This window comes from Coleofasciculus sp. G2-EDA-02 (genome assembly GCF_040226375.1).
Lineage (GTDB): Bacteria > Cyanobacteriota > Cyanobacteriia > Cyanobacteriales > Coleofasciculaceae > Coleofasciculus.
On record NZ_JAVKEW010000072.1, the window covers coordinates 53,434 to 75,912 of the forward strand.

At 47.6% G+C, this 22,479-nt stretch carries 17 protein-coding genes and 1 pseudogene; 15 read left to right on the top strand and 3 right to left on the bottom strand.

Annotation, left to right across the window (positions count from 1 at the left end):
* The first annotated feature begins 50 nt into the window (after nucleotides 1–50).
* Complete coding sequence (gene tilS, locus RLO19_RS07520) at nucleotides 51–1,061, top strand: tRNA lysidine(34) synthetase TilS (protein ID WP_446355208.1); 1,011 nt, start codon at nucleotides 51–53, stop codon at nucleotides 1,059–1,061.
* 411 nt (nucleotides 1,062–1,472) lie between these two features.
* Here the strand turns inward: tilS and hmpF are convergent, their stop codons facing one another.
* The gene (hmpF, locus tag RLO19_RS07525) at nucleotides 1,473–3,242 is read right to left on the bottom strand and encodes a pilus motility taxis protein HmpF (protein WP_446355210.1); all 1,770 of its coding nucleotides are present in this window, start codon (nucleotides 3,240–3,242) and stop codon (nucleotides 1,473–1,475) included.
* A 943-nt stretch (nucleotides 3,243–4,185) separates the two neighbouring features.
* Here hmpF and RLO19_RS07530 point away from each other — a divergent pair.
* From RLO19_RS07530 to RLO19_RS07580, 11 genes are all read left to right on the top strand, one after another.
* The gene (locus RLO19_RS07530) at nucleotides 4,186–5,484 is read left to right on the top strand and encodes a response regulator (RefSeq protein WP_446355212.1); all 1,299 of its coding nucleotides are present in this window, start codon (nucleotides 4,186–4,188) and stop codon (nucleotides 5,482–5,484) included.
* A gap of 252 nt (nucleotides 5,485–5,736) precedes the next feature.
* The gene (locus RLO19_RS07535) at nucleotides 5,737–6,102 is read left to right on the top strand and encodes a response regulator transcription factor (protein ID WP_446338688.1); all 366 of its coding nucleotides are present in this window, start codon (nucleotides 5,737–5,739) and stop codon (nucleotides 6,100–6,102) included.
* 24 nt (nucleotides 6,103–6,126) lie between these two features.
* Complete coding sequence (locus tag RLO19_RS07540) at nucleotides 6,127–6,657, top strand: chemotaxis protein CheW (protein WP_446338689.1); 531 nt, start codon at nucleotides 6,127–6,129, stop codon at nucleotides 6,655–6,657.
* Nucleotides 6,658–6,734: 77 nt separating this feature from the next.
* The gene (locus RLO19_RS07545; protein WP_446355214.1) at nucleotides 6,735–9,782 is read left to right on the top strand and encodes a methyl-accepting chemotaxis protein; all 3,048 of its coding nucleotides are present in this window, start codon (nucleotides 6,735–6,737) and stop codon (nucleotides 9,780–9,782) included.
* 107 nt (nucleotides 9,783–9,889) lie between these two features.
* Nucleotides 9,890–10,678 carry an MlaE family lipid ABC transporter permease subunit gene (locus RLO19_RS07550; protein WP_446338691.1) on the top strand — a complete coding sequence of 263 codons (789 nt, stop codon included), beginning with the start codon at nucleotides 9,890–9,892 and terminating at the stop codon, nucleotides 10,676–10,678.
* A 56-nt stretch (nucleotides 10,679–10,734) separates the two neighbouring features.
* Nucleotides 10,735–11,124, top strand: coding sequence for a DUF3119 family protein (locus RLO19_RS07555; RefSeq protein WP_446355216.1), 390 nt, complete (start codon nucleotides 10,735–10,737; stop codon nucleotides 11,122–11,124).
* 150 nt (nucleotides 11,125–11,274) lie between these two features.
* On the top strand, nucleotides 11,275–12,480 hold the full coding sequence (locus tag RLO19_RS07560; protein ID WP_446355218.1) for a DUF3086 domain-containing protein: 1,206 nt from the start codon (nucleotides 11,275–11,277) through the stop codon (nucleotides 12,478–12,480).
* Between the two features lie 477 nt (nucleotides 12,481–12,957).
* The gene (locus RLO19_RS07565) at nucleotides 12,958–14,436 is read left to right on the top strand and encodes an RICIN domain-containing protein (protein WP_446355220.1); all 1,479 of its coding nucleotides are present in this window, start codon (nucleotides 12,958–12,960) and stop codon (nucleotides 14,434–14,436) included.
* Nucleotides 14,437–14,503: 67 nt separating this feature from the next.
* A complete protein-coding gene (locus RLO19_RS07570) occupies nucleotides 14,504–16,096 on the top strand; it encodes a hypothetical protein (RefSeq protein WP_446355222.1) in 1,593 nt (530 codons plus the stop codon).
* A 295-nt stretch (nucleotides 16,097–16,391) separates the two neighbouring features.
* The gene (gene plsY, locus RLO19_RS07575; protein ID WP_446355224.1) at nucleotides 16,392–17,051 is read left to right on the top strand and encodes a glycerol-3-phosphate 1-O-acyltransferase PlsY; all 660 of its coding nucleotides are present in this window, start codon (nucleotides 16,392–16,394) and stop codon (nucleotides 17,049–17,051) included.
* Between the two features lie 77 nt (nucleotides 17,052–17,128).
* The gene (locus tag RLO19_RS07580; RefSeq protein WP_446338696.1) at nucleotides 17,129–17,509 is read left to right on the top strand and encodes a hypothetical protein; all 381 of its coding nucleotides are present in this window, start codon (nucleotides 17,129–17,131) and stop codon (nucleotides 17,507–17,509) included.
* Nucleotides 17,510–17,645: 136 nt separating this feature from the next.
* Here RLO19_RS07580 and tnpA read toward each other — a convergent pair.
* Nucleotides 17,646–17,853 (bottom strand): annotated as a pseudogene (tnpA, locus tag RLO19_RS07585) (IS200/IS605 family transposase); the annotation flags it as partial.
* A gap of 45 nt (nucleotides 17,854–17,898) precedes the next feature.
* On the opposite strand from tnpA, the gene RLO19_RS07590 reads away from it, so the two are divergent.
* Entirely contained in the window at nucleotides 17,899–19,101 is a 1,203-nt protein-coding gene (locus tag RLO19_RS07590; RefSeq protein WP_446355226.1) for an RNA-guided endonuclease InsQ/TnpB family protein, read from the top strand.
* Between the two features lie 37 nt (nucleotides 19,102–19,138).
* On the opposite strand, the gene RLO19_RS07595 is transcribed toward RLO19_RS07590, so the two are convergent.
* A complete protein-coding gene (locus tag RLO19_RS07595; RefSeq protein ID WP_446355228.1) occupies nucleotides 19,139–19,564 on the bottom strand; it encodes a hypothetical protein in 426 nt (141 codons plus the stop codon).
* 242 nt (nucleotides 19,565–19,806) lie between these two features.
* Between RLO19_RS07595 and RLO19_RS07600 the strand changes: the two genes are divergently transcribed.
* Nucleotides 19,807–20,094 carry a hypothetical protein gene (locus RLO19_RS07600; RefSeq protein ID WP_446355229.1) on the top strand — a complete coding sequence of 96 codons (288 nt, stop codon included), beginning with the start codon at nucleotides 19,807–19,809 and terminating at the stop codon, nucleotides 20,092–20,094.
* A gap of 37 nt (nucleotides 20,095–20,131) precedes the next feature.
* On the top strand, nucleotides 20,132–22,351 hold the full coding sequence (locus tag RLO19_RS07605) for a pentapeptide repeat-containing protein (RefSeq protein ID WP_446355231.1): 2,220 nt from the start codon (nucleotides 20,132–20,134) through the stop codon (nucleotides 22,349–22,351).
* The last annotated feature ends 128 nt before the right edge of the window (nucleotides 22,352–22,479 follow it).

Sequence of the window (22,479 nt, forward strand, 5' to 3'; positions counted from 1 at the left end):
TGTTCCTGTTGGCTCAATTAACAGTGGTTGATAGCTGATGAACTGTAAGCATGTCTAAACGTTCGGATTGGACGCCGCTTCACGCCCGTATTCATCAAACGCTAAAGACAAGACAGCTCTTAGCGCCGAGCCGTCATGTTTTGGTGGCTGTATCAGGGGGACAAGATTCCCTCTGTTTAATGAAACTGCTTTTGGATTTGCAGCCGAAGTGGAAATGGCAGCTCGCTATTGCCCATTGTGATCACCGTTGGCCCGCAGACAAGGGGTTGGCGGATCACATTCAACAACTGGCTCAGGGTTGGGCAATTCCCTTTTATCTAGAAATCGCGGCTCAAGTGACTCAGAGTGAGGGAGCGGCTCGACAATGGCGTTATCAAGCATTAGGTAAGATTGCCCAAGCTCATGGGTTTCAAGATGTGGTTACAGCTCATACCCAGAGCGATCGCGCGGAAACAGTTTTGTATAATCTGATTCGAGGCACAGGGGTTGATGGTCTACAATCGCTGACCTGGCAACGTCCTCTAGTCCCAGGGGTGCAGCTTGTGCGCCCATTACTAGAAGTCACCCGTGGGGAAACGGGGGAGTTTGTGGAGCAACAGCACCTACCGGTTTGGCTGGATACCTATAATCAAGATCTGCGCTATGCTCGCAATCGCATTCGCCAAGAGGTGCTACCTTATTTCAAAACTCATTTTAATCCGCAAGTGGAAACGGTTGTTGGTCATACAGCAGAACTGTTACGCGCTGATGTTGAGTATTTAGAGACGGCGGCGCAATCATTACGCGAGCAAGCCATGGTTTCTACGAGTGAGAATGAACCCAAGACAGCTCTAAAACTCAATCGCTTAGTCTTGCGACAAGCTCATCTCGCCCTACAACGCCGTGCTATTCGACAGTTTCTAGCAATTGTCCAATCGACGGCTGCCAATTTTGAGCAAATTGAAGCAATTACGGCTTTAATTAATGCACCCAATCGCTCTGGTACCTCATCCTTTCCAGGAGGAGCAAGCGCTCAAGTCCAAGGGGACTGGATTATTTGGCACGACAGTCAGGGGGAGTAGAGGAAGCCATGTAGAAACGTGCTTTTGAACAAAAGTTGAGCGCAGTCCCTACCTATAATCCTGATTTAGGTAGGGTTAGCGAAACACCTACAATTTTGGTATAATACTAACAGGTACGGCGACGTTTGTTCGGCACGAGATGGTACCTAGAAAACTTAAGATTAGGCGGTTCCAGTAGAGACTATTTGTTACAATAACGCATCTACTGGGTAAAAATCTTAGTGCGTTTATAAGGCTTTTTTAGTCTTAGCTCCCTAGTAGAAATAGCAGGGAGGAGTGCCAAGGCAGAAGTTCCTGGTATTCACCGAGAACAGCGGCTCTTCGTGGTAACAGCAGGAGAGAATCCCCAACTAGATTGCTTGCAATTAGTTGGGGTCTGTTCAAGCCTTGGAGCCTTGGAGCCATGCTCCATTATGAAGCCGCCAGTTCCGGTGATTCAACCATGCCATCAACCGTTTGTCGCATCTCAGAAATTGCCTGGAGTTGATAGTCGCCAACTTCCTGAATTTGATTGAGCGCTTCTGCGATTGCTTCGAGTATCTGGCGAATTTGATTAAGCGCCTCTTGTTTGGACGGTAAGAGTTCTTGATAAAGATTAACTTGACTCCAAAGTTCAGCGACTTCCATTTGCATCGATTGCCAGTTTTCTTCCAAGCTTTGTAACTCAGAGCGTTTGGCATCTTGATCACTCGCTTGCTGAGCAATCATCTCCTCAGCTTGGCTAATGCTTTGGCGCATTTGCTCAACCTGGCTTTCCAGTTTTTCCAGTTCGCTTTCCTGCTGTTGTCGCTGAGCTTCAAGCTGGTTTAAGACTGGACCGAGGTCAATTTTATGGGTATCGTCGCTACTCCCGTCACTAATACCCTGGCGACGGCGTAAGACACGGACATGCTGATTGAGAATTTCTTCTCTCTCCCGCAGGTTACGGCGTTGACCGACGAGAGTTTCATCAAGCATTTGATAGCGGTCTTGCTCGTCGGCTAACTCGGTTTCCAAACTAATGCGATCGTACTCGCTGGCGTTATTAATTTTTTCTTGTATTTCTTCTACCGATTGGCGCTGGAATGTGAGTTCCTCTTCCTGATCATTGACAAAACGCACCACTCTCTCTAAATCTTGCTGTAAATTTTGCACGATTTCCTGGAGTTCACCCAGGGGCATATTTTCCAGCCCTTGAATGTCAACCTCTTGGCTAATTTTGACATCGGCTGAGGTGGTTGCTAAACGGGCAAGCTCTTGATGTAACTCTTGGTGAGTTTGGAGTTGCAGGCTCAGTATATGTAAGGATTCTTGCTTCATTTCCCAGGCATTCTGCTGCACCTTGAATTCAGCTTGCGCCTCTTCAAATGAGGTTTGAACCAGCTCTAACTCTTGCTTACGCCGTTGAATTTCTAACTCTTGCTCGTCAATGTCGGTTTGTCGTTGCTCAGCTTGTTGGCGCTTATATTCCAGTTTTTGCCAGTCATTATCCAGTTCTGACTGTTGTTGATCAACGATTTCAAACGCCTGATTCAACTGTTCCCGCACGGTATCTGTAGGAGCGACAGCGGTGGATAGGCGATCGAGCAACTCCTGCATCGCCGCCACGTCTTCCTCACTTAAACCGGAGGTTTGTTGCCGATCAGCTTGTTGCTCTTCCAAACGCCGCTGTTCACCGCGCAGATGTTCCCAAGCGCCTTCTAGTTCCTGTTGTTTTCGCTCAAACTCTTCTTTGAGTCGTTCCGATTCCTCTTTCGCACTTTCAATGTCTTGACGCTGCTGATCAATTTGTTCCGCCTCTTCCTCCAGGGCTTGCATCTGTTCCAGCCGCGCTTCCATTTCCATCTCGCGGCGGTTGAGTTCTTGACTTTGATAGGTCAAGGACTGCTTCCACTGTTCAATTTCTTCTTCTTGACTTTTCGCCTTTTCCAACAGACGAGAAAAATTTTGTAAGATGTTCGCCAGTCTCGTCCCGGCTGGCTCAATGTCGCCTTGAACTTGTCGATTGTTGCCAAGGTTGACAATTACCAAAGCCCCATCACCCATACTACCGGCTTCGTCTCCTGGGATGGTTTCTTCCCCCGGAACAGCGCTCCAACTCTGATCATTCCGCTGACAAGCCAGCAGTTTGAGTTCGGCCTTACTGCCACCAAAACTGGCAAAACCGCTTTTCTGCTTTTTGACTTCTGCTAGATACAGCACACTGATCGTCCTCTTTACTTGTCTTGTACCCAATTCATGACTAAGCTAACCTGAGCTGGCTCAACCGTGGATTAGGTTGCTGGTCGCACTGCTCCTGATTTGATCTTGAGCTAACCCTGATTGATAGACCGAGCAGCTTTGTCTACAATGCTAGCCTTTGGCAAGTGACAGGGACAGCCATGTCTTGGACTATCGTCCTGACCTCAGCTATCACAAGATAGTCCTGACGGATGGAGGAATGCTACAGATTTCCCACTCGACCATCAATTCATGTTTATTTAACGAAGCCATTCTCGATCCATGACTTTGGCTGTATTACAATTAGTTATAAATATCTATGAGAAATTATAAGTCTTTGGCTTGCACATATACCAGCTTTTTGCTCAATCCCGCTCCATTGGCTATAAAATTTAGTTCGGTAAGTGGATGGCTGTATTCTTGTTACTGTTTGAACAAGATGCCTAGCTTCGGCTAGTAAGACCCCTTGCTAGACACACCTGATTGTTTTCATTTTAGCGGTTAATTCATCGTTGCCGCCATCCGCCTTGTCCCTTTATCCTAGCTAACTTGGCTTATTGGCTATCGACGCGATCGCTCACCGCCGTCCCATCCGCCTGCTCAGGAGGTGTTACAGCAAGTCTAGTCCTCAATTATACTGAATACATGGAGGTTTTGATTTACTCTTGTCCCAGAAAAACAGTATAAATTTCAGTGGCTCTATTGAGTAAAGTTAATTGAAAGTTTAACAATGCTTAAGTTGAAATACAGCCGTTAAACGATCCATTCAAATTTGATTAGATGATAGCTTAACATGGTCAGTCAGCGGTGGTGGTACAGCATAAAGTTTTTGTTGAGGTTGACATGGCAGGCAACCTGATAACCAAACAGACCATGCTTCGTCTCAGCATTGAACGCAAGGTTTTAGGAGTACATTTTCCTTAAAATGCAGGGAACGTTAAATGAAATTGATATCCGCAGTATCCTGCAACTGATCGAACTGGGTCAGCGCACAGGAGAACTGTTAGTTGAGGCGCACAGCTTCCACGCCAATAGCCTTGGTAGTGATGTGACTCATAAATTTACCCAGGGACGCTCCTACCTAGAGACCCCACCCCGTCGCCCTGGACCATTTTGGTTTGTTTTTTTCCTCAACGGACAAATTGCCTACGCGGCAAACAGTGATCACAGTTTGTCACGACTGCGCGATTACCTGCGTCGCTATCGAGCCGAAACTGCTTTAGATAACATAGAAGAACTCTCGATTGATTCAACTAATGCTCCCGAATACGGCTATCTTTGGGCTTTGTTAGAAAACCATATTATCACGCCGGCTCAAGGGCGCAGCATCCTCCGCAGTATGGTGCATGAAACCCTATTTGACCTGCTTAGCCTCCACAATGGGTATTTTGTATTCGAGGTCGGTCCAGCATTAGCGCCCCAACTTACCACCTTAGAAATTGCCCCCCTAGTGACCAAGATTATGAAGCAAGTACAGGAGTGGAAGCAATTTCATCCTCATATCCAATCCCCCAATCAATGCCCGGTGATTACTGATGAAACTAAATTAAAGGCTCGATTGCCAGAAAATGCATTTAGAACCCTACAACGGTGGGCAAATGGCAAGAATTCTTTGCGGCAGATGGCTCGCTATCTCAATCGTGACATCCTGACTGTCACCCGAGCTATTTATCCCTATATCCAAAGGGGTTGGATTCAATTGCTGAGTTCAACACCCCAAGAAACCCTCGCGGTTCGACAACCGTGGGAATCCACCTATTCAGATTATGCACCATCGGTGGTTTGTATTGATGATGACAAGGCAGTTGGCAAGACTGTCGAGTATATGTTGCAAGCTCAAGGATATGAAGTAACGGCGATTCAAAATCCCCTCGAAGCTCTGAGCTTACTCTTTCAAATCAAACCCGCTCTAATTTTATGTGACGTAGTCATGCCCAAACTCGATGGATATGAACTGTGTGGCATGTTACGGCAATCCACGGTATTTCGACAAACTCCCATCATCATGCTGACGGGCAAAGATGGCTTTATTGACCGCGTCAAAGCTCGCATGGTAGGCTCAACGGACTATTTGACTAAACCGTTTGGAGCAAGTGAGCTGTTGATGTTGTTGGAGAAATACGTAGGTCCAGGAGATCCGGAAAAAATGGGTTTCGATAGTTCCCGCCCAACCCGAGAGGAGGAGGTAGAGGCAACCGATATCACCAAGTCAGCATCGGCTTAAAAAGAGCGATCGCGTGACAAGCATAAAGGTAATTCTTCCGCTACAATCACCTCATAGACTCATGCCGCCATACGCCCTGCTCCGTTTAGCCGTTGAGCCTGTCACAATGGAGGCGGGGCGTCAGTACAGGATGAAGCTACCATAAAGGATACATTAATCATTACTCTATCTATGTTTAAAGGTATAGCTCAAGGGTATAGCTCAGTTCACGTTCAAAATTTGTGCGCTTATTGGCAAGTCAGGTAGGGGGTTATGAGTACAGTTTTGGTTGTAGAAGATAGTTTGGCACAACGACAGATGATCTCAGACCTCCTCAAAGGCAGTGGGTTGACGGTCTCTGTAGCCAGCGATGGAGTGGAAGCCTTAGAACATATTCTGCATTCTTGTCCTGATGTAGTGGTATTAGATATTGTTATGCCTCGTATGAATGGGTACGAGGTCTGTCGTCGTTTAAAGGCTGACCCCAAAACCCAAAATGTACCCGTGGTCATGTGTTCTTCAAAAGGCGAAGAATTTGATCGATATTGGGGAATGAAGCAAGGAGCAGATGCCTACATCGCTAAGCCCTTTCAACCCACCGAGTTGATTGGTACAGTCAAACAGCTACTCCGGTCATAAATATAGTTAAGACTCTAGCTGCCAATGGTTGGAAATCCGGATTTTTTAACAGATACTGGTCAAGATCAAGCCCCGGAATTGCAAGAATTAGAAAGTCCTGAGGGTGAATTGCACTTGCGGTTTTACGTCCCTTCTGGTATGGAATTTGCTTTACCAGCGACTGGGATTAAAGAAGTGCTTGAACCATCTCCCAACCAGATCACCCCCATCCCGAATGCTTCTCCCTTATTACTAGGGACGATAAACATGCGAGGTCGGGTCATTTGGGTGGGTGATCTAGGTCAATTTCTGGGAGAGGCGATACCCGTCAATACAGATCGAGCCGAAATTCCCGTCATTGCTATCGAAGACCAAGATACAATGCTCGGTTTAGCGGTGGAGCGAATTGTGGATATGGATTGGTTAGATGTGGAGCAATTACAAATAGCAATGAATGTTCCCGATACGATGGCACCTTTTTTAAAAGGAGAGTGGTTATTAGATCCAGAGTCCAATCAATTTTTACGACTTCTCGATCAGGTGGCAATTCTACGAGCAGCACGGTGGGCAGCATGAATGAATAGTACAAGCAAGGAAAAAGAGAGCAAATGTTTGCTTTTTCCTTTTTCCTGGTGAGCAACGGGAGGAGGTCAATGGCATCAAGTACGGATTACGTCCAGGAATATACACAAGCGCAAACGGCTTACGCACAAGGCAAATACCAAGAAGCTGCCGATATTATTAGTCGGTTGATAGAAGAGTTCCCCAATGATCCAAGTGCTTTGTTACTTAAGGGTCATATCTGTTGCTATGGTCTACAGCAGTACGATCAAGCAAGGGAACACTACGAACAAGTCCTTAATCTAACGTCTGAACCTGATTTTATCGAATATGCTCATAAAGGTCTAGAAGATGCTAGTCAACTGCCAAATGAGTTCGATCCTGTCGATTCAAGCCCATCCACAGAAGAATTCGATAACAGTTTCCAGGATATTGATGAAACGGATGATTTGAATGAAGTCCCCACACTAGAAACCTGGCAAGGCTCAGAAGCGATTGAAGAGTCGGAGGATTTCGATTTAGGGGCTTTAGATTTGGATGAAGTGGGAATGGGAGATGATTTTGACTCAACTTCATCTTCGCCCTTTACTGAACCCTTGGACAGTTCATTTATTGATGAATCAGAAACGACAGATGATCCAATTTATGCAGATGAGTCCAACCCATTTGCCTTGCCTGGTTTAGACGAAGATAGTGGTGATTGGGAAAATGATCAGGATTCTTTGAGTGATTTTGCTCTAGATGAGAGCCCATTTACTGAGGCAGATTATCAAGAAGAATCGAGTGATTTTGCTCTAGATGAGAGCCCATTTACCGAGGCAGATTATCAGGATAACTTTGAGGAATTTTCACCAGGGGCGTCTGAGGATGATACGGCGGCAACTTTTGTCATGCCCCCTGGTAGCATCCCTGAATTTGAAGGTTCTGAGGAGGATCTCTCACCATCTTATGAATCCGAATCCCATTTCGACCAAGACTTATCGGAAGTGGATCGGGAAATGGAGGGTTGGCATGAGGAATCTATCGACGAGTCATATCAGACAGATTACCCCGTTTATGAAGACGAAACCCTACTGATGGATTCAGCGGAGTTGGGGGAGGCTTTGCCAACGGATACGGATGAGTTTGACTATTCAGGAGCACAGACGGATGAAGCGATTGAGGCATTTGACGCAAGTGAGTACACTCAGGACGAGCCAGACTTTGATCAAAATGGATTTAACGCTCCCGATCCGTTTGACTTTGAGAGCTTTGACGATGCTTTCACCATGGATGACATAGCTGAAGCTGATGCCGAAAGCTTTTCAGAACTTGAAGAAAATCAAAATACTCAAGAGGGGTTTTTAGACGTTTTTGATGTATTTGAAGATGATTTAGGCTCTCTTCCCGATTTCGCTATAGACGATCAGGATGAATTATCTGACCCCGGTGCGAGGGAATCAGATTTTGATGTCTTAAGTAACAGTGGGGTAGTACCAGCAGCAGGCGAAGGTGGGGGAGTTAGCGAAAATGGCGATGCCGTCCGAGATAGTATAGCCGCTCATCAGAAATCTGCTCAGGGGTATCGCTCAAGCGATAGTGATGAAGAAATATTCAGTCTTAGTAGCTCAACTGAACAACTCCCAGTTTTTAATCAAACCAAAGAGGGGGGACACGAGGCGATAGTTAATGTTGAGCAAGGATGGCTGGCTCCCTTTGAAAATGCTTCCCTCAATCATAAACAGTGGATTACGTCTTTTGCCGCAGGGATTGCCTCCGCTTTTGTGGTTGCCATAGTGAGTTTTTCGGCACAAAGTATTACTGCCCGAAGTGCAATATCCGAAGGGCAAGCTCAAGGAGCGATCGCAAATCTCAAATTCGCCCATGCTTTAGCCAGTGGTGCGGCATTTGCTGCCAGTTTTGGCATTACCCTATATCTGGGTCGGATCACCACTCGCCAGATTCAACAGGTTACAGCAGATTTACAAACCCAGTTTGACTCCGTTGCTCAGGGGAATCTTAATGTCAGTGTCCCCATCTACTCCGAGGGAGAACTAGGTCAGCTAGCTTCGGGTTTCAATCAGATGGCGCGAGTGATCCTAACCACCACCAGCGAAGCCACCCGGAAAGCTGAAGAACAAGAACAAGCCAAAGAAGACCTGCAACGCCAGGTGATTCGATTGCTTGATGATGTTGAAGGAGCCGCACGCGGTGACCTGACGGTTCAAGCTGAAGTGACAGCCGACGTTTTGGGTGCCGTGGCTGACTCCTTTAATCTAACCATTCAAAATCTACGGGAAATCGTCCAACAGGTAAAAGATGCCGCGCGTAAAGTAACCAAGGGTTCTACTGAAAGTGCGGCCTTTGCCGGCAGTTTATCCAATGACGCCTTGCGCCAAGCCGAGGAACTGGCAGTTACCCTCAACTCCGTTCAGGTGATGACCGACTCAATCCAGCGAGTCGCTGAAGCCGCCCGGGAAGCCGAGGAAGTCGCCCACACCGCTGCTGATGTCGCTCACAGAGGAGGTCACGCTGTAGAACATACGGTGGCAGGTATCTTACAAATCCGGGAAACAGTAGCAGAAACAACGCGAAAAGTCAAGCGTCTGGCTGAATCTTCCCAGGAAATTTCTAAGATTGTCGCCGTAATTTCCACAATTGCCTCCCGAACCAACCTGTTAGCGCTCAATGCCAGTATCGAGGCAGCTCGAGCTGGAGAGGCGGGTCGAGGATTTGCCGTCGTTGCTGATGAAGTGCGGCAACTGGCAGATCGCTCAGCCAAGGCACTCAAAGAAATTGAGCAAATCGTCATGCAGATTCAAAGCGAAACCGGGTCAGTAATGACGGCGATGGAAGAAGGCACTCAGCAGGTTATTGATGGAACCAAACGGGCAGAGCAAGCCAAACAAGCACTGGAAGACATTATCCAAGTGTCCAATCGCATTGATGCTCTGGTGCGGGCAATTAAAGCGGATACAGTTGAGCAAACCGAAACATCCCGTGCTGTTGCCCAAGTCATGCAATCGGTTGAGCTAACTGCCCAAGAAACATCTCAGGAAGCCCAACGGGTGTCCAGTGCCTTGCAAAACTTGGTCGGTGTGGCACGAGATCTACTAAATTCTGTAGAACGTTTCCGTGTGGAATCAAGTGAGAGCAGGTAGTCCAATACTTTTTCAGTAATGTTTGCTAACAAATACACTCTCTTGCGAAAGGGCGTATCAACCAATTCCACAGCAACAAAGAATAAATGACAAATGACAAATGATCGATGAATGAAACCCCCTCCAGTTCTAGCTTAGGATTGTGGACTCTGCGCTTGCTAGCTGCCATTTTATTAGGCGGTCAAGTCATCGTTCATCTTCTCGGTGGCAAAATCCACCGACGCAATACCCTCGATCAAATGGCAGTCGTTGGTCCGGATTCACTAACTATTGCCATGATCACGGCTAGTTTTATCGGTGCAGTGTTTACCATTCAGGTAACGCGAGAATTTATTAACTTTGGGGCAACTACAGCCATCGGAGGGGTTTTGGCACTGGCATTGAGCCGGGAACTTGCGCCTGTGTTAACGGCTGTGGTTATTGCCGGACGAGTAGGTTCAGCATTTGCGGCTGAAATTGGCACGATGCGCGTGACTGAACAAATTGACGCGCTTTATATGCTCAAAACTGATCCCATTGATTATTTGGTCATTCCTCGTGTCATTGCCTGCTGTCTAATGCTGCCGCTATTGACAATTCTCTCGATTATTCTCGGCATGACAGGAGGTGTATTGATTGCCATTAATTTCTACAATATTCCCCAATCTGTGTTTCTGGATTCCGCCCGGAATTTCCTGGGAATCTGGGATTTGTTTACGGCGATGATTAAAGCCGCTGTATTTGGGATGCTGATAGCCGTCATTGGCTGTAGCTGGGGATTGACCACTACTGGTGGTGCCAAAGGAGTCGGTCAATCCACGACAACGGCAGTCGTCACAGCTTTACTCGCCATTTTCATCACTAACTTTTTTTTATCGTGGCTGATGTTCCAAGGCACAGGCAGTGCAGTTCTGTAATCAGGGGTATATTAAAATAGATCGATTATGTCGATAAACAACGGAAATTTAGTCAAGTGACCTCTGCTACTTCTTCATCTTCATCAACCCAAACCATCGAACTTGCCCCTAGCTACGCGATTCCTTTGGTATTGGTTGTGGGCAGTATACCTATTGTGCTGCTCCAAATTTGGGTTGGTTTACTCATTTCTCTTTTCGGGTTATTTTTAATGATTCAAGCGGTAACCATCCGTCTGCAATTTACCGAAACCGCATTGGATATCTATCGTTCCCAGACTCTCATTCGCCGTTTTCCTTATAAAGACTGGTCAAATTGGCGGATCTTCTGGTCATCATTTCCAATCCTTTTCTATTTTAAGGAAGTTAATAGCATCCACTTCTTGCCCATTTTATTTGATTCCAAGCAGCTTAAACTCTGCTTAGAGGAGCGCTGTCCCCAGATTTGAGATTGATTTTCGATATGCCTTGCCAAATTAATGCTTAGGCTTGAGAACACCTTTGATCGAAGGCTCTCTTGCCAGGTAACTCACCCTTGCGAATAATCCCACCGTTTAGGGGTTGGGAGTGTAAATCATTATTCAGATACTAATTATTCAATGAATTCAGACGAACCACAAAGCCAGGAATCCAATCCAGAACAACAACCAATCCTTGAGGTATTTGATGAAAAATCTCCAGAGCAAAAACCCGAAACAGAAAGACCTGAGCCCTTAATTGAGCTATCTTACCAATCTGACGTGACACAACCACAAGCTGACAATTCAAAGGCTTTAGACTTACCTGCGCCAGATGATGAGAATCAGATGACGCCATCAAGTGATCAACAGGAAACAGTGGCGAATTTCACTCAAAGGATAGCTGACCTTGAGTGGCAAGAACAGCAGTTGAGGCAAAAAATTGCCCAGTTACAAGCCAGCCAAAATCAGATTTTATCGGATCAGTTGACCAAAACCCAAGCCACCATCCAACAAATGCTCCAAGAAGGGTTAAGCGAATTAGAGCAGCGCAAGCAAGCCCTTTTGATTTCTGTGGAGCAACTCGAACGCCGCCGAGAACGCATTCGCACGGAAATGCGAACCACATTTGCTGGGGTGTCTCAAGAATTAGCTATTCGGGTGCAGGGTTTTAAAGACTATTTGGTTGGCAGTTTACAAGACTTGGTTGTGGCGGCTGAACAGTTAGAATTAGCGGAACCGACAGCAGAATCGTTCCAACCTAGGATGGATGAACCACAGCCGCCAGCCTCTTCGCCTACACCCAAATTTGCTGAACAGGCGTTTCAAGATCAGATCCGGCAAATTCGGGACATTATTGACCAATACCGCAAGATGCCAGATTACTATGGTCCGCCTTGGCAATTGCGGCGCACGTTTGAGCCAATTCATGGGGAGCGAGTGTCCAATTGGTTTTTTACTCAAGGGGGGCGTGGGGCAATTCGCACTATCGGTAGCCGCTTGCAAAATATTTTGGTCGCCTCCGCCGTGATGTCTGTTCTGCGGACGCTTTACGGTGATAGACTACGCACTCTGGTTCTTGCCAATAGCCCTGAACGGCTAGGAGAATGGCGCAGAGGATTGCAGGATTGTCTGGGCATTTCCCGCAGTGATTTTGGTCCGGAACGGGGGGTGGTTTTATTTGAGGAAGCATCAGCCCTGGTGCAAAAAGCGGATCGGTTGATGACCCAGAAACAACTTCCTTTAATCATTGTTGATGAAACAGAAGACCAGATTCGTCTTTCAATTCTGCAATTTCCTCTCTGGTTAGCCTTTGCTCCAGATCCTCAGCAAATGAATAATTATTAATAATATATAGCGATTCTAAATGAGTTGTGAAAGGTGAGCATCTTGAAACCAATACATAGCAAAGATCTCCTTGGAAAAAATTGCCACAACCTATTTAGAATTGCTATAAAGTATGCTTAATAATTCTTTACTTTTTCATATTGACAAGTATTGCTGGAATTATGACAATCAAAAATTGACAGAACTTACGCAACTGTCACAGGCGACTCCAGGAACGGTGTTTTAACCTGCTTCGGAGTATCCTTTGAGAATCCTTGGTTATTTACACCAAGGAGAAGTCAAGCGCGAACAACTGTCATCGTCAATGTAAAAGAAAGGAACTAAATACTCTATCAGACCGTTGGGAATTGTGCCTGTTGAGGGCAAAAATTTTTGCTTAAATGCAAAGGAGATATTCAATTAATGAGTATTCCGATTCAGGTTTCACCCGCGACGAACGATCTGACCCTATCCATGGATCAGACCTTCGCCGAAGTGGTGAAGGTAACTATCCCGAAATCTGGGGTAGTCCCGAAAGTGGATGTCTATTTTCTGGCAGACACGACCAGTAGCATGAGGGATGCGATCAATGCTGTCAAAGTTGGTATATCGGATGTCCTAACCGAAATCGGGGCGCTAGGAGCCGATGTCCAGTTCGGGGTTGGCGAATATAAAGACTTTCCGGCTCCAGATCCTGGCAGACATCCCTACGCCTTCCTGCACCAGCATAGCCTGAGTGCCAACACAGCCGAGATCCAAGCCGCCATCGCTACCTGGACGGTCACTCCAGGTCTAGACGTTCCCGAGGCTCAGTTTTACGCCCTCGATCAGCTTGCCGAAGCACCAGGTGGCACGATTGGTTGGCGTGCTGATTCTCGGCGGATCATCGTCTGGTTTGGTGACGCAGCCGGTCACGACGCCGTATGCCAGCAAATCTCCGGTCTATCCTACGACATCACCGAGGCATCGGTCACCGCGAAACTATTGGCAGAAAAGATCAAGGTGCTAGCCCTAAGTTTGAGCAGCAGCGGCGCTCCGGTGGGGCTGGACGACGATCCAAAAGCGAAAGCTACAGGGTATCAGCCATTCTGCGGCAATCCGGGCGGCACCCCCGGACAAGGGACAAGGATTGCCAAGACTACGGGTGGCAAAATTATCCAAGGTGTCAGTGCCGACACGATTGTGGAGACGATCAAAACTGAATTGGCAGCACAGATCACTGCAATTGGCAACGTCAGTCTGGTAGCCAGTGGAGCCACCGCACCATTTGTGGTTGCGATCGCACCTAGCGATGGTTATGGTCCGCTGAGCAGAGATCAAGACCATGAACTTAGCTTTGACGTTGACTGGATTGGCACAGTAGAAGCCACCTACGAGGATCAGGTATTTAGTGGCTCCCTTGATGTCATTGCCGATGGAGAAGTCGTTGGCGGCAAGACCGTCACAATTACAGTACCACTTGATGAGGAAATTACCATGCCACGCCCAGATGATCGTTCCGGTACCTGGATGTTGATTCACCAAGTGACGGGTCTTTATTTTATAGTTCGTGGTTACACTCCTGCTTTGAATCGGGTGGTTCAGGTATGGGCGGAGGATCCTCCTCGAAATTTTGCGGTACCTCAGCAAGGACACCTGTGGGTTCTGGTCAAGCAGACCGATGGAACTTACCTGATCCAGACCCGGGATTCTACCCAGCTGTTGTATCTCCAAGCGCCAAACACACCTGGGCAAAGCGCTGCCCCAATGTTGCGACCCCGCGAAGAAACTAACGATTTCCAATCCTGGGTATTGGTTCCAGTCACCAGTGATCCCGACACTTACGTCATCCAATCGAAGAGATTCAGCAATTGTGCCTTGGGTCTTGATCAAGGTAATTGTACCAACGGCCATAATATAGTCCTCAGCAACTCCTGGGGAAGACCAACTTGGCATGAATATTGGCGACTGACCGAATTTCCGGCTAATGCTCAGTGATCAAAGATAGCAACTGCCTGTTGAAGGCAAAAATTTTTGCTTAAATGCAAAGGAGATATTCAACTTAATGAGTATTCCGATTCAGGTTTCACCCGCGACGAATGATCTGACCCTATCCATGGATCAGACCTTCGCCGAAGTGGTGAAGGTAACTATCCCGAAATCTGGGGTAGTCCCGAAAGTGGATGCCTATTTTCTCGCCGACACAACGGGTAGCATGAATAATGCGATCGCGGCGGTCAAGAGCGGCATCCTCGATGCTATGACCAGAATCCAGGGCTTAGGGGCAGATGTCTGGTTCGGGGTTGGCGACTACAAGGACTTTCCGGCTCCGGTTGCTGACGAACATCCTTACGGATTCGCCCACCAATGTAGCCTGAGCGCCGATATCGCCGCCGTCAAAGCCGCGATCGATGCCTGGACAACCTCCCCCGGTCAGGACACGCCAGAAGCTCAGTTTTATGGACTCGATCAAGTAGCCGAACCACCAAGTGGTAAGATCGGTTGGCGTGCAGATGCCAAGCGGATTATTGTTTGGTTTGGCGACGCGGCTGGTCACGACTCAGTCTGCAAAGAAATTTCCAACCTTTCCTACGACATCACCGAGGCATCGGTCACCGCCAAGCTCGTGGCAGAGAAGATCAAAGTGCTGGCGCTTTCCATGAACACCAACTATCGTGCTCCTGCAGGACTCGACGACGATCCCGTAAGATCCTCCAGCGCGTTTAGGTCTAGATGCGGAGAGCCTGGTGGCACCCCTGGTCAAGGGAGCCGAATCGCCAAGGCAACGGGTTGCAAGCTAGTCCAAGGTGTCAGTGCCGACACGATTGTGGAGACAATTACCACAGAATTGGCAGCACAGATCACTGCGATTGGGAACGTCAGTCTGGTAGCTAGCGGCGCCACTGCACCATTTGTCGTTGCGATCGCACCTAGCGATGGTTATGGTCCGCTGAGCAGAGATCAAGACCATGAACTTAGCTTTGACGTTGACTGGATTGGCACAGTAGAAGCCACCAGCCAAACTCAGGTCTTCAACGGCTCCCTTGATGTCGTCGTTGACGGCGAAATCCTTGGCGGCAAACCCGTCAAAATCACAGTTCCAAGTTCCGTTCCAGAACTACCCCCAATTGAACCCGAGGATGAAGATATGGTCACACGCCCAGATGATGTTTCCGGTACCTGGATGTTCATTCACCATGTGACAGGTACTTATTTACAATCAATCGGTTACAGTCCCAATGTCAACGATTATGTCCATACCTGGAACCTTGATCCTCCTAATACTACAGCAGGATACCAAGGACACCTGTGGCTGCTGACCAAGCAGACCGATGGCACTTACTACATCCAATGCTGGGAGAAAGATGTCACCTTCAAGGAGCAGTTGTATCTCCAAGCACCAGCCAAACCGGGGAATGACGGGTATCCAAGGTTGCAACGGCGCAGCCAAACTGAATTGCAGTCCTGGGTATTGGTTCCAGTCAGCGGAGATCCCGACACTTACGCCATCCAACCCAAGGCATACCCCGAATATGCCCTAGGTCTGATTGGCAATAATTGTCAAAACAGCATCGGTGTGGTTGCCAACCGCACCTGGGGAAAACCAACTTTTCATCACTATTGGCGACTGAGCAAGGATTACGTTGGTGGCAATTAAATCTGAGTACAGACAGCTATCTACCATGGCGGTAAGCTGATATAAACAATAGACATTTGCTGAAAAAGAATCTGAAACTTTGCTCCTGTCTAGGAAAAAGTCGGATTTCAGGAGATGTCTATTTTTTTTCCTTAATCTGTGCTTTTATATTAGTTTTTTGTGCCTATAGCTTGATCCTGTGGCAGAATTGAACAGGAGGATTACGAAGACAATTGGCTTTATTTGGCGTTGATTTTTATTTTAGTCCCGCTATTCCCAGAAAGTTTATATTGTTAATTGTGGAGGGTTTGAAACGATGATGCTTGAGTTGAGTTGGATTGGGCTACTGCTGATTACCGCTTACTTACTTGGCTCAATTCCGACTGGATATTTGGCTGGACGTCTGGTTAAAGGAATTGATATTCGGGAGGTCGGTTCGGGATCGACGGGGGCTACCAATGTTTTGAGAAACCTGGGAAAAGGTCCGGCTTTCGTTGTTTTACTGATTGACGCGGCTAAAGGAGTTGGTGCTGTTGCTTTGGTGCATGGCTTCTTTTCCCTAACGGGAACATCCGTGATCCCAGATACCTGGAAACCTTGGTTGGTGGCTGTCGTCGCCTTGGTGGCGATGGTGGGTCACAGCAAATCGATTTGGATTAACTTTACGGGAGGAAAATCAGCCGCCACAGGGTTAGGCGTCTTATTGGCTATGTCTTGGTTTGTCGCGTTGAGTGTATTGGTAATCTTTATTGGGGTCGTCAGTTTCTCGCGGTTTGTCTCTCTGGGTTCTATTGCGGCTGCGATCGCGGTTGCTGTTTTGATGATAGTCTTAGCCCAACCGTTGCCTTACCAGATATTTGGGGTTATGGCGGGGCTATATGTTATATTACGACATCAAGCCAATATTCAGCGTCTACTCGCCGGTACTGAACCCCGGTTAGGGCAATCTGTATCACCAGAAGTGATCAGCAGTTAAAACCTTGTTGGTATGAACCTCTCAGGTTAAACCTGATGTGAACTAGGATGGAGATAGTCAGTTTCTTTCCAAGTACCGTGAACCAGTACGATCCTAAACTTGCTCAGTTTAACCTATCAGGCGTGGGCTGTTGGCTCACCCTATTAGCCACATTTTTATTACTGGGAACAGTTGGCTTGGGCTGGCTGGTCAACGGATTCTTAATTCTGATTGGGTTAGCCATCCTAGCGCCAGTCATTGGCTGGGTTGGCTTTCGCTGGTGGTTACAGCGTAATTTGGTTGAGGATAAATGTCCCGTTTGCGCCTACGAGTTTACTGGATTTAATCGTACCGAATGTCGCTGTCCCAACTGTGGCGAATTGTTGAAAGTCGAACAGGGTCAATTTAACCGCTTGACGCCGCCAGGTACGATTGATGTAGACGCCGTAGAGGTTTCAGTGAAGCAGCTTGAAGATTAAGCGAGTTGAAAGACCCATGGGTATCTCACTCCCTAGGAAAAAACTCCCATCGACTCCTGAAACCAACGCCAGTTCTGTTCTGGCAAGTTCCTTTCTCAAGCAATGACCGGAAATTTGGGTTCAGGCTTCCCGTCCTTCAAGGACGGCTTGGATTTCTGATGTACTTTTTCAGCACTTCAAGAGGGCATCCACCAACAGAAACCGCAAAGTAGCTAGGACTCCAAAGCTTGTTTTTGCTCTCGTTTGTGTATCCAGCTTGTCCATAACGGCGACTAGACACCCCATGCAAGCGCATTAATAATTTGGGATATCGATAACTTAGGGGGATACTCAATTAAAACATGAAATAGTTGTCTAATTTGGCAGACCAACATATAATAAATAGCACCATGAAAGCGAGACACAACTACCGAATCTATCCCACGCCAGGGCAACAGAAGTCGTTAGCCCGCTTGTTTGGTTGTGTCCGTGTGGTGTGGAATGATGCACTGGCGCTGTGTCGGCAGTCCCAGAAGTTTCCCAAAAATAGCGAACTGCAAAAGATTTGCATCACTCAGGCTAAGAAAACCGTTGAGCGAGAATGGTTGAGTGAAGTCTCAAACATCCCACTACAGCAGTCTATAGCTGATCTAGGTGTCGCCTTCTACAATTTCTTCCAATCCTGTAAGGGAAATAGGAAGGGCAAAAAAGTTAATCTACCCAAGTTTAAGTCTCGCTGTTCTAAGCAGACAGCAAGATTCACCAAAGGTGGATTTAAGGTTAAAAAATCCAAGGTTTACTTAGCTAAGATTGGCGACATCAAAACGAAATGGTCAAGACCCTTACCGTCAAAGCCTAGTTCAGTAACAGTTATCAAAGATTGTGCTAACCGCTATTTTCTCAGTTTTGTGGTTGAGGTAGAGCCGGAGATTAGACCGGCTAAAAACCCATCTATCGGGATTGATTTAGGGCTGAAAACTTTTGCCGCTTGCTCCAACGGCTTCATAATCAATAGTCCAGATTCCTGTCGCCTCTACCGTAAACTTAAACGCGCTCAGAGGCGGTTAGCCAAGCGTACAAAAGGCTCGAAGCGGCGTGATCGGATGCGACTCAAAGTCGCCAAGCTCAATGCCAAAATCCGGGATAAGCGCAAAGACTTTCTGCACAAGCTATCCACCCAAGTGGTCAACGAAAACCAAGTGATTGCTTTGGAGGATTTGAACGTTGGCGGTATGCTCAAAAACCGTAAGCTATCACGGGCAATTAGCCAAGCTGGATGGTATGAGTTCCGGTCGATGTGTAGCGCAAAAGCCGATAAGTATAACCGCGACTTCGCTGTTATCAGTCGATGGGAGCCAACCAGTCAATGCTGCTCTGAATGCGGTTATCGCTGGGGCAAACTCGACCTATCTGTAAGGACGGTTGTTTGCCTCAACTGCGGCGTAGAACACGACCGGGATGATAACGCATCGACAAATATAGAAAAAGTCGGGGTCGGGCAGATCCACGACTCTAAACGGACGGGGAGCGCTTGTAAGACCTCAGTTGAGGCAGTGTGTGGTGAGCCGTCAACCCACCGAGAGTACGAACAGTTATCACTCTTCGACTGGTAGGAATCATCGTCCTTGTAGGGCGGTGAGGATGTCAATACTACTGCCTAATTAAGAGGGTATAACTTTGCCCTCCAGCGCTATCAACGATATAGATACGGTAAGTGCCTTCTTCCCAATATCCAGGTGCTTCAACGGTTTGCCCTGGCGCAGAGGCTAGCACACATTGTCTAGCACTTGCCACAGGTTCACCGGCTGGATTCAATGGCTCAATGATCAGAGCCGATTGACCTGCGCTTTGTACGCTGAACTTTAGAGAACCGAAGTCTTGTTCCAATGTGATTGTATACTGCGGTTGTACATTACCCACTTGGCAATTGTTCCCTTGAACGGAAGTGCCTTGGAGTTCCAGGGCATTAAATCCTGGCGCTAATCTTTGCACAGTCTGACTATGTAGCAACCCTGCGTTCGCTAACAGCATCGCCAACGTGGTTGGAAGAATCATCCACTGTTTTAGTCGTTTCATTATCTTAGGCTCCACTATGGTTTGAGTCATTTTCAAACTCATCGTCTTAAATTAATAGACCGCCTGAAACCAACTCTGTTCCTGTTTGTCAAGTGTCACGCCTTTATCATTCGTCATTAGACAAAGAACGGGGAACAGGGAAAACTCTTTCATCCCTCGCCCCGAAGAATTGCCCAAAACCTTGCCTCAACCTCTAGAATCAAAAAATATAACCTTTTTCTATAACCTAATTCTCTTGGCAGATGGAACCAAATCGAGACGAGGACCAATCCACGCCTGTGGGCAATCCCTTTCAACCGCCTTTCTATAACACTTATCCGATGAAAAGACGGTTCAATCAAATCACTGCTTGGTTTAACAACCTGCCTAGCGTTGGTAAAGTTATTGTGGTGATTGTCGGCGGGAGCCTGAGTCTATCCCTACTCAAGAGCGTTTTCCAACTGATTACGTCACTGATTAGCCTTGCCCTATTGGGAATAATCCTCTACGTAGTGTATAAATTTTTCATTACCCCTAAGTCTCCCCAATAATCGCCCACCCTTTATCCTCGTCGCGTGAGAGTTGAATATGACTAGCCCTACCATAAAACAAGTCAATAATCAAGCGGTTAGTCGCTCATTTTCACTGCGACTAAACCGGGCGTTTCCGATGATGACCAGGCGGTTGGCAGCAGTGGTTCTGGAAGTCTCGTTCGTGGCGGCGAGTGCGGTCATTCCGTACAGTATCGGCGAGTATGCCAAAGACCATTCCCCGGCTGAACCCGTTCCCATAAACCCTGTGGTTGCGGCTACAGAAGAGGCGATCGCGAAAACTCTAGCATATCCACGAGCGCGGTTAAATCGCCAAGTTGCCCCCCTGACCAACTTGTTCTGGTGTGGGGCAATTGTTATACCTGTAGTGGTGGTCAGTTGGCAGCTTTATCGATTGGGTAAAACGGGGCAAACCACGCCCAAACAGTGGTTAAAGCTGCGGGTGGTGACACCGATGGGAACACCACCGGGATTGATCCGGGCGGTTTGGCGCGAGGCAGTCGGACGGTGGGGATTGCCCCTGGGTACAGCCTATCTGCTTTGGCGTTATACGGGCGCATTTCCCGACTTTGGCATCTTATTAGGACTCGCGGGAGTCATGCTGCTCGTGGAACATGGCAGTGGTTGGATTCACTCACGACGCCGCACCCTACACGATCGCATGGCAGGAACATTCGTGGTGAATGCGTCTCAGGGATTGGAATCTGGGTCATTTAACGGCTGGCGTTCGCCCAGTCGGGATCACTCGGTTACCCTAGAATTTAACAACGGCTGGCATCAACATAGCGAAGCATCAACCAATGATCAGCCCACTCATCCATCCGTAACCACCATCGTCCTCACCTCCCAATCCCCATCCCGACGAGTTCCCAATCTGTGGTGGTGGATGCGCCGCCATCCAGGAGCTACCTTGCTGATTCTCTCCTTTGCGGGAATGGCATCGGTTTTGGGTACCTTTGTCGGGACTCAGGTGTATATCCAACGTCAGGCAAATTGGCGAGAATTTAACCAGCAGAATAACCAGGTATTTCTGGCGCTGGTTAAGCAGTTGAGTTCTACCTCAGCCACGGCTTTAGAAGAACGACAGGCGGCGATTCTGGCGCTGGCAAGGCTGGATGATCCCCGTGCTGTGCCGTTTCTGGTGGATTTATTGGGACAGGAAAAAACGCCGAGTCTAATTGATACCCTACAGCAAGCTTTGGTGAGTAAAGGTCCTGAAGCCCTACCGCCTCTACAACGGTTGAATCAGGCGCTACAAAATGATCGAGATACATTAGCCCTTCGGGGAACGCCGGGAGAGCAGCAGTTAGTCGCATTACGACAACGAGCAACCAATCGCGCGATCGCGAAAATTCTCACCATTTACAGCAGTGATCTGCACGACGCGGATTTGAGTCGCACTGACTTGAGTCAAATGGACACCCTTTCTGTTCAATTTACCTTAGTTTTAGATAACCTCGACCTAGCCGGAATTAATTTCCGTTCCGCCACATTAACTGGGGCGAGTTTCCAGAATAGCCGTTTTTATGGAGCGGGTGCGGATCAGCGCTGGGGTACATTTGATGATTGGATTGCGGATTTGAGTGGGGCTGAACTCAAGGAAGCGGATTTAACCGGGGCAAATTTAAACAATGTTTTGATGGCTCGCACGAATTTGATCCGGGCAATTCTAAATCGGGCAAATTTAGCTGATAGCTATCTCATTGGTGCGAACTTCAGCAGCGCTCAACTGATTGGGGCGGATTTAAGGCGAGCGGTATTAGAAAAGGCTAGTTTGACGGGGGCGAATTTAGGAGAGGTAAAGGCGTCTGTTGTGAATTTACATGGGGGGAGTCTTGGTCAAGTGAGTGCTGTTGGCGGAGATTTCAGCTTTGCGGATTTGAGCCAATCGAATTGGCAAGGGGCTGATTTATCGGGAGCAAATTTCAGTCATGCTAAGTTACAGGATGCGGATTTGAGTTCTACTAAATTGGTTCAGGCGAATTTGAATCAGGCTCAATTGCAAAATGCCAAGCTACAGAATGCCAATTTGAGTGCGGTGGATTTACGGGGGGCAAATATTACGGGAACGGATTTCCTGGGGGCGATGTTTGCCACAGCGACACCGATTAAGTCGGATCAGTTTATCACACAACCTCCAGCAACAACGTCGGGGGCGCAAGTTCAGGGGGTGAATTTTGCCCGGGCGAAAAATTTAGATACCAATCAATTGCAATATATCTGTAGTAATGGGGGGCGTCATCCCGAATGTCCATGATTTGTCATTAGTCAAGGGTATTAACAACCTGTAGGGGCGACACGCTTTCATCAATTAACAATACCAGAAACAGGGCGGGTTTACATAAGTTACCCGTTTTTGCTGACATGTTATCGGTAAAACCCGCC

Coding starts and splice junctions, on each gene's coding strand:
- tilS (WP_446355208.1), top strand. CDS start 51: ATGTCTAAACGTTCGGATTGGACGCCGCTTCACGCCCGTATTCATCAA.
- RLO19_RS07530 (WP_446355212.1), top strand. CDS start 4,186: ATGCAGGGAACGTTAAATGAAATTGATATCCGCAGTATCCTGCAACTG.
- RLO19_RS07535 (WP_446338688.1), top strand. CDS start 5,737: ATGAGTACAGTTTTGGTTGTAGAAGATAGTTTGGCACAACGACAGATG.
- RLO19_RS07540 (WP_446338689.1), top strand. CDS start 6,127: ATGGTTGGAAATCCGGATTTTTTAACAGATACTGGTCAAGATCAAGCC.
- RLO19_RS07545 (WP_446355214.1), top strand. CDS start 6,735: ATGGCATCAAGTACGGATTACGTCCAGGAATATACACAAGCGCAAACG.
- RLO19_RS07550 (WP_446338691.1), top strand. CDS start 9,890: ATGAATGAAACCCCCTCCAGTTCTAGCTTAGGATTGTGGACTCTGCGC.
- RLO19_RS07560 (WP_446355218.1), top strand. CDS start 11,275: ATGAATTCAGACGAACCACAAAGCCAGGAATCCAATCCAGAACAACAA.
- RLO19_RS07570 (WP_446355222.1), top strand. CDS start 14,504: ATGAGTATTCCGATTCAGGTTTCACCCGCGACGAATGATCTGACCCTA.
- plsY (WP_446355224.1), top strand. CDS start 16,392: ATGATGCTTGAGTTGAGTTGGATTGGGCTACTGCTGATTACCGCTTAC.
- RLO19_RS07590 (WP_446355226.1), top strand. CDS start 17,899: ATGAAAGCGAGACACAACTACCGAATCTATCCCACGCCAGGGCAACAG.
- RLO19_RS07595 (WP_446355228.1), bottom strand. CDS start 19,564: ATGAAACGACTAAAACAGTGGATGATTCTTCCAACCACGTTGGCGATG.
- RLO19_RS07600 (WP_446355229.1), top strand. CDS start 19,807: ATGGAACCAAATCGAGACGAGGACCAATCCACGCCTGTGGGCAATCCC.
- RLO19_RS07605 (WP_446355231.1), top strand. CDS start 20,132: ATGACTAGCCCTACCATAAAACAAGTCAATAATCAAGCGGTTAGTCGC.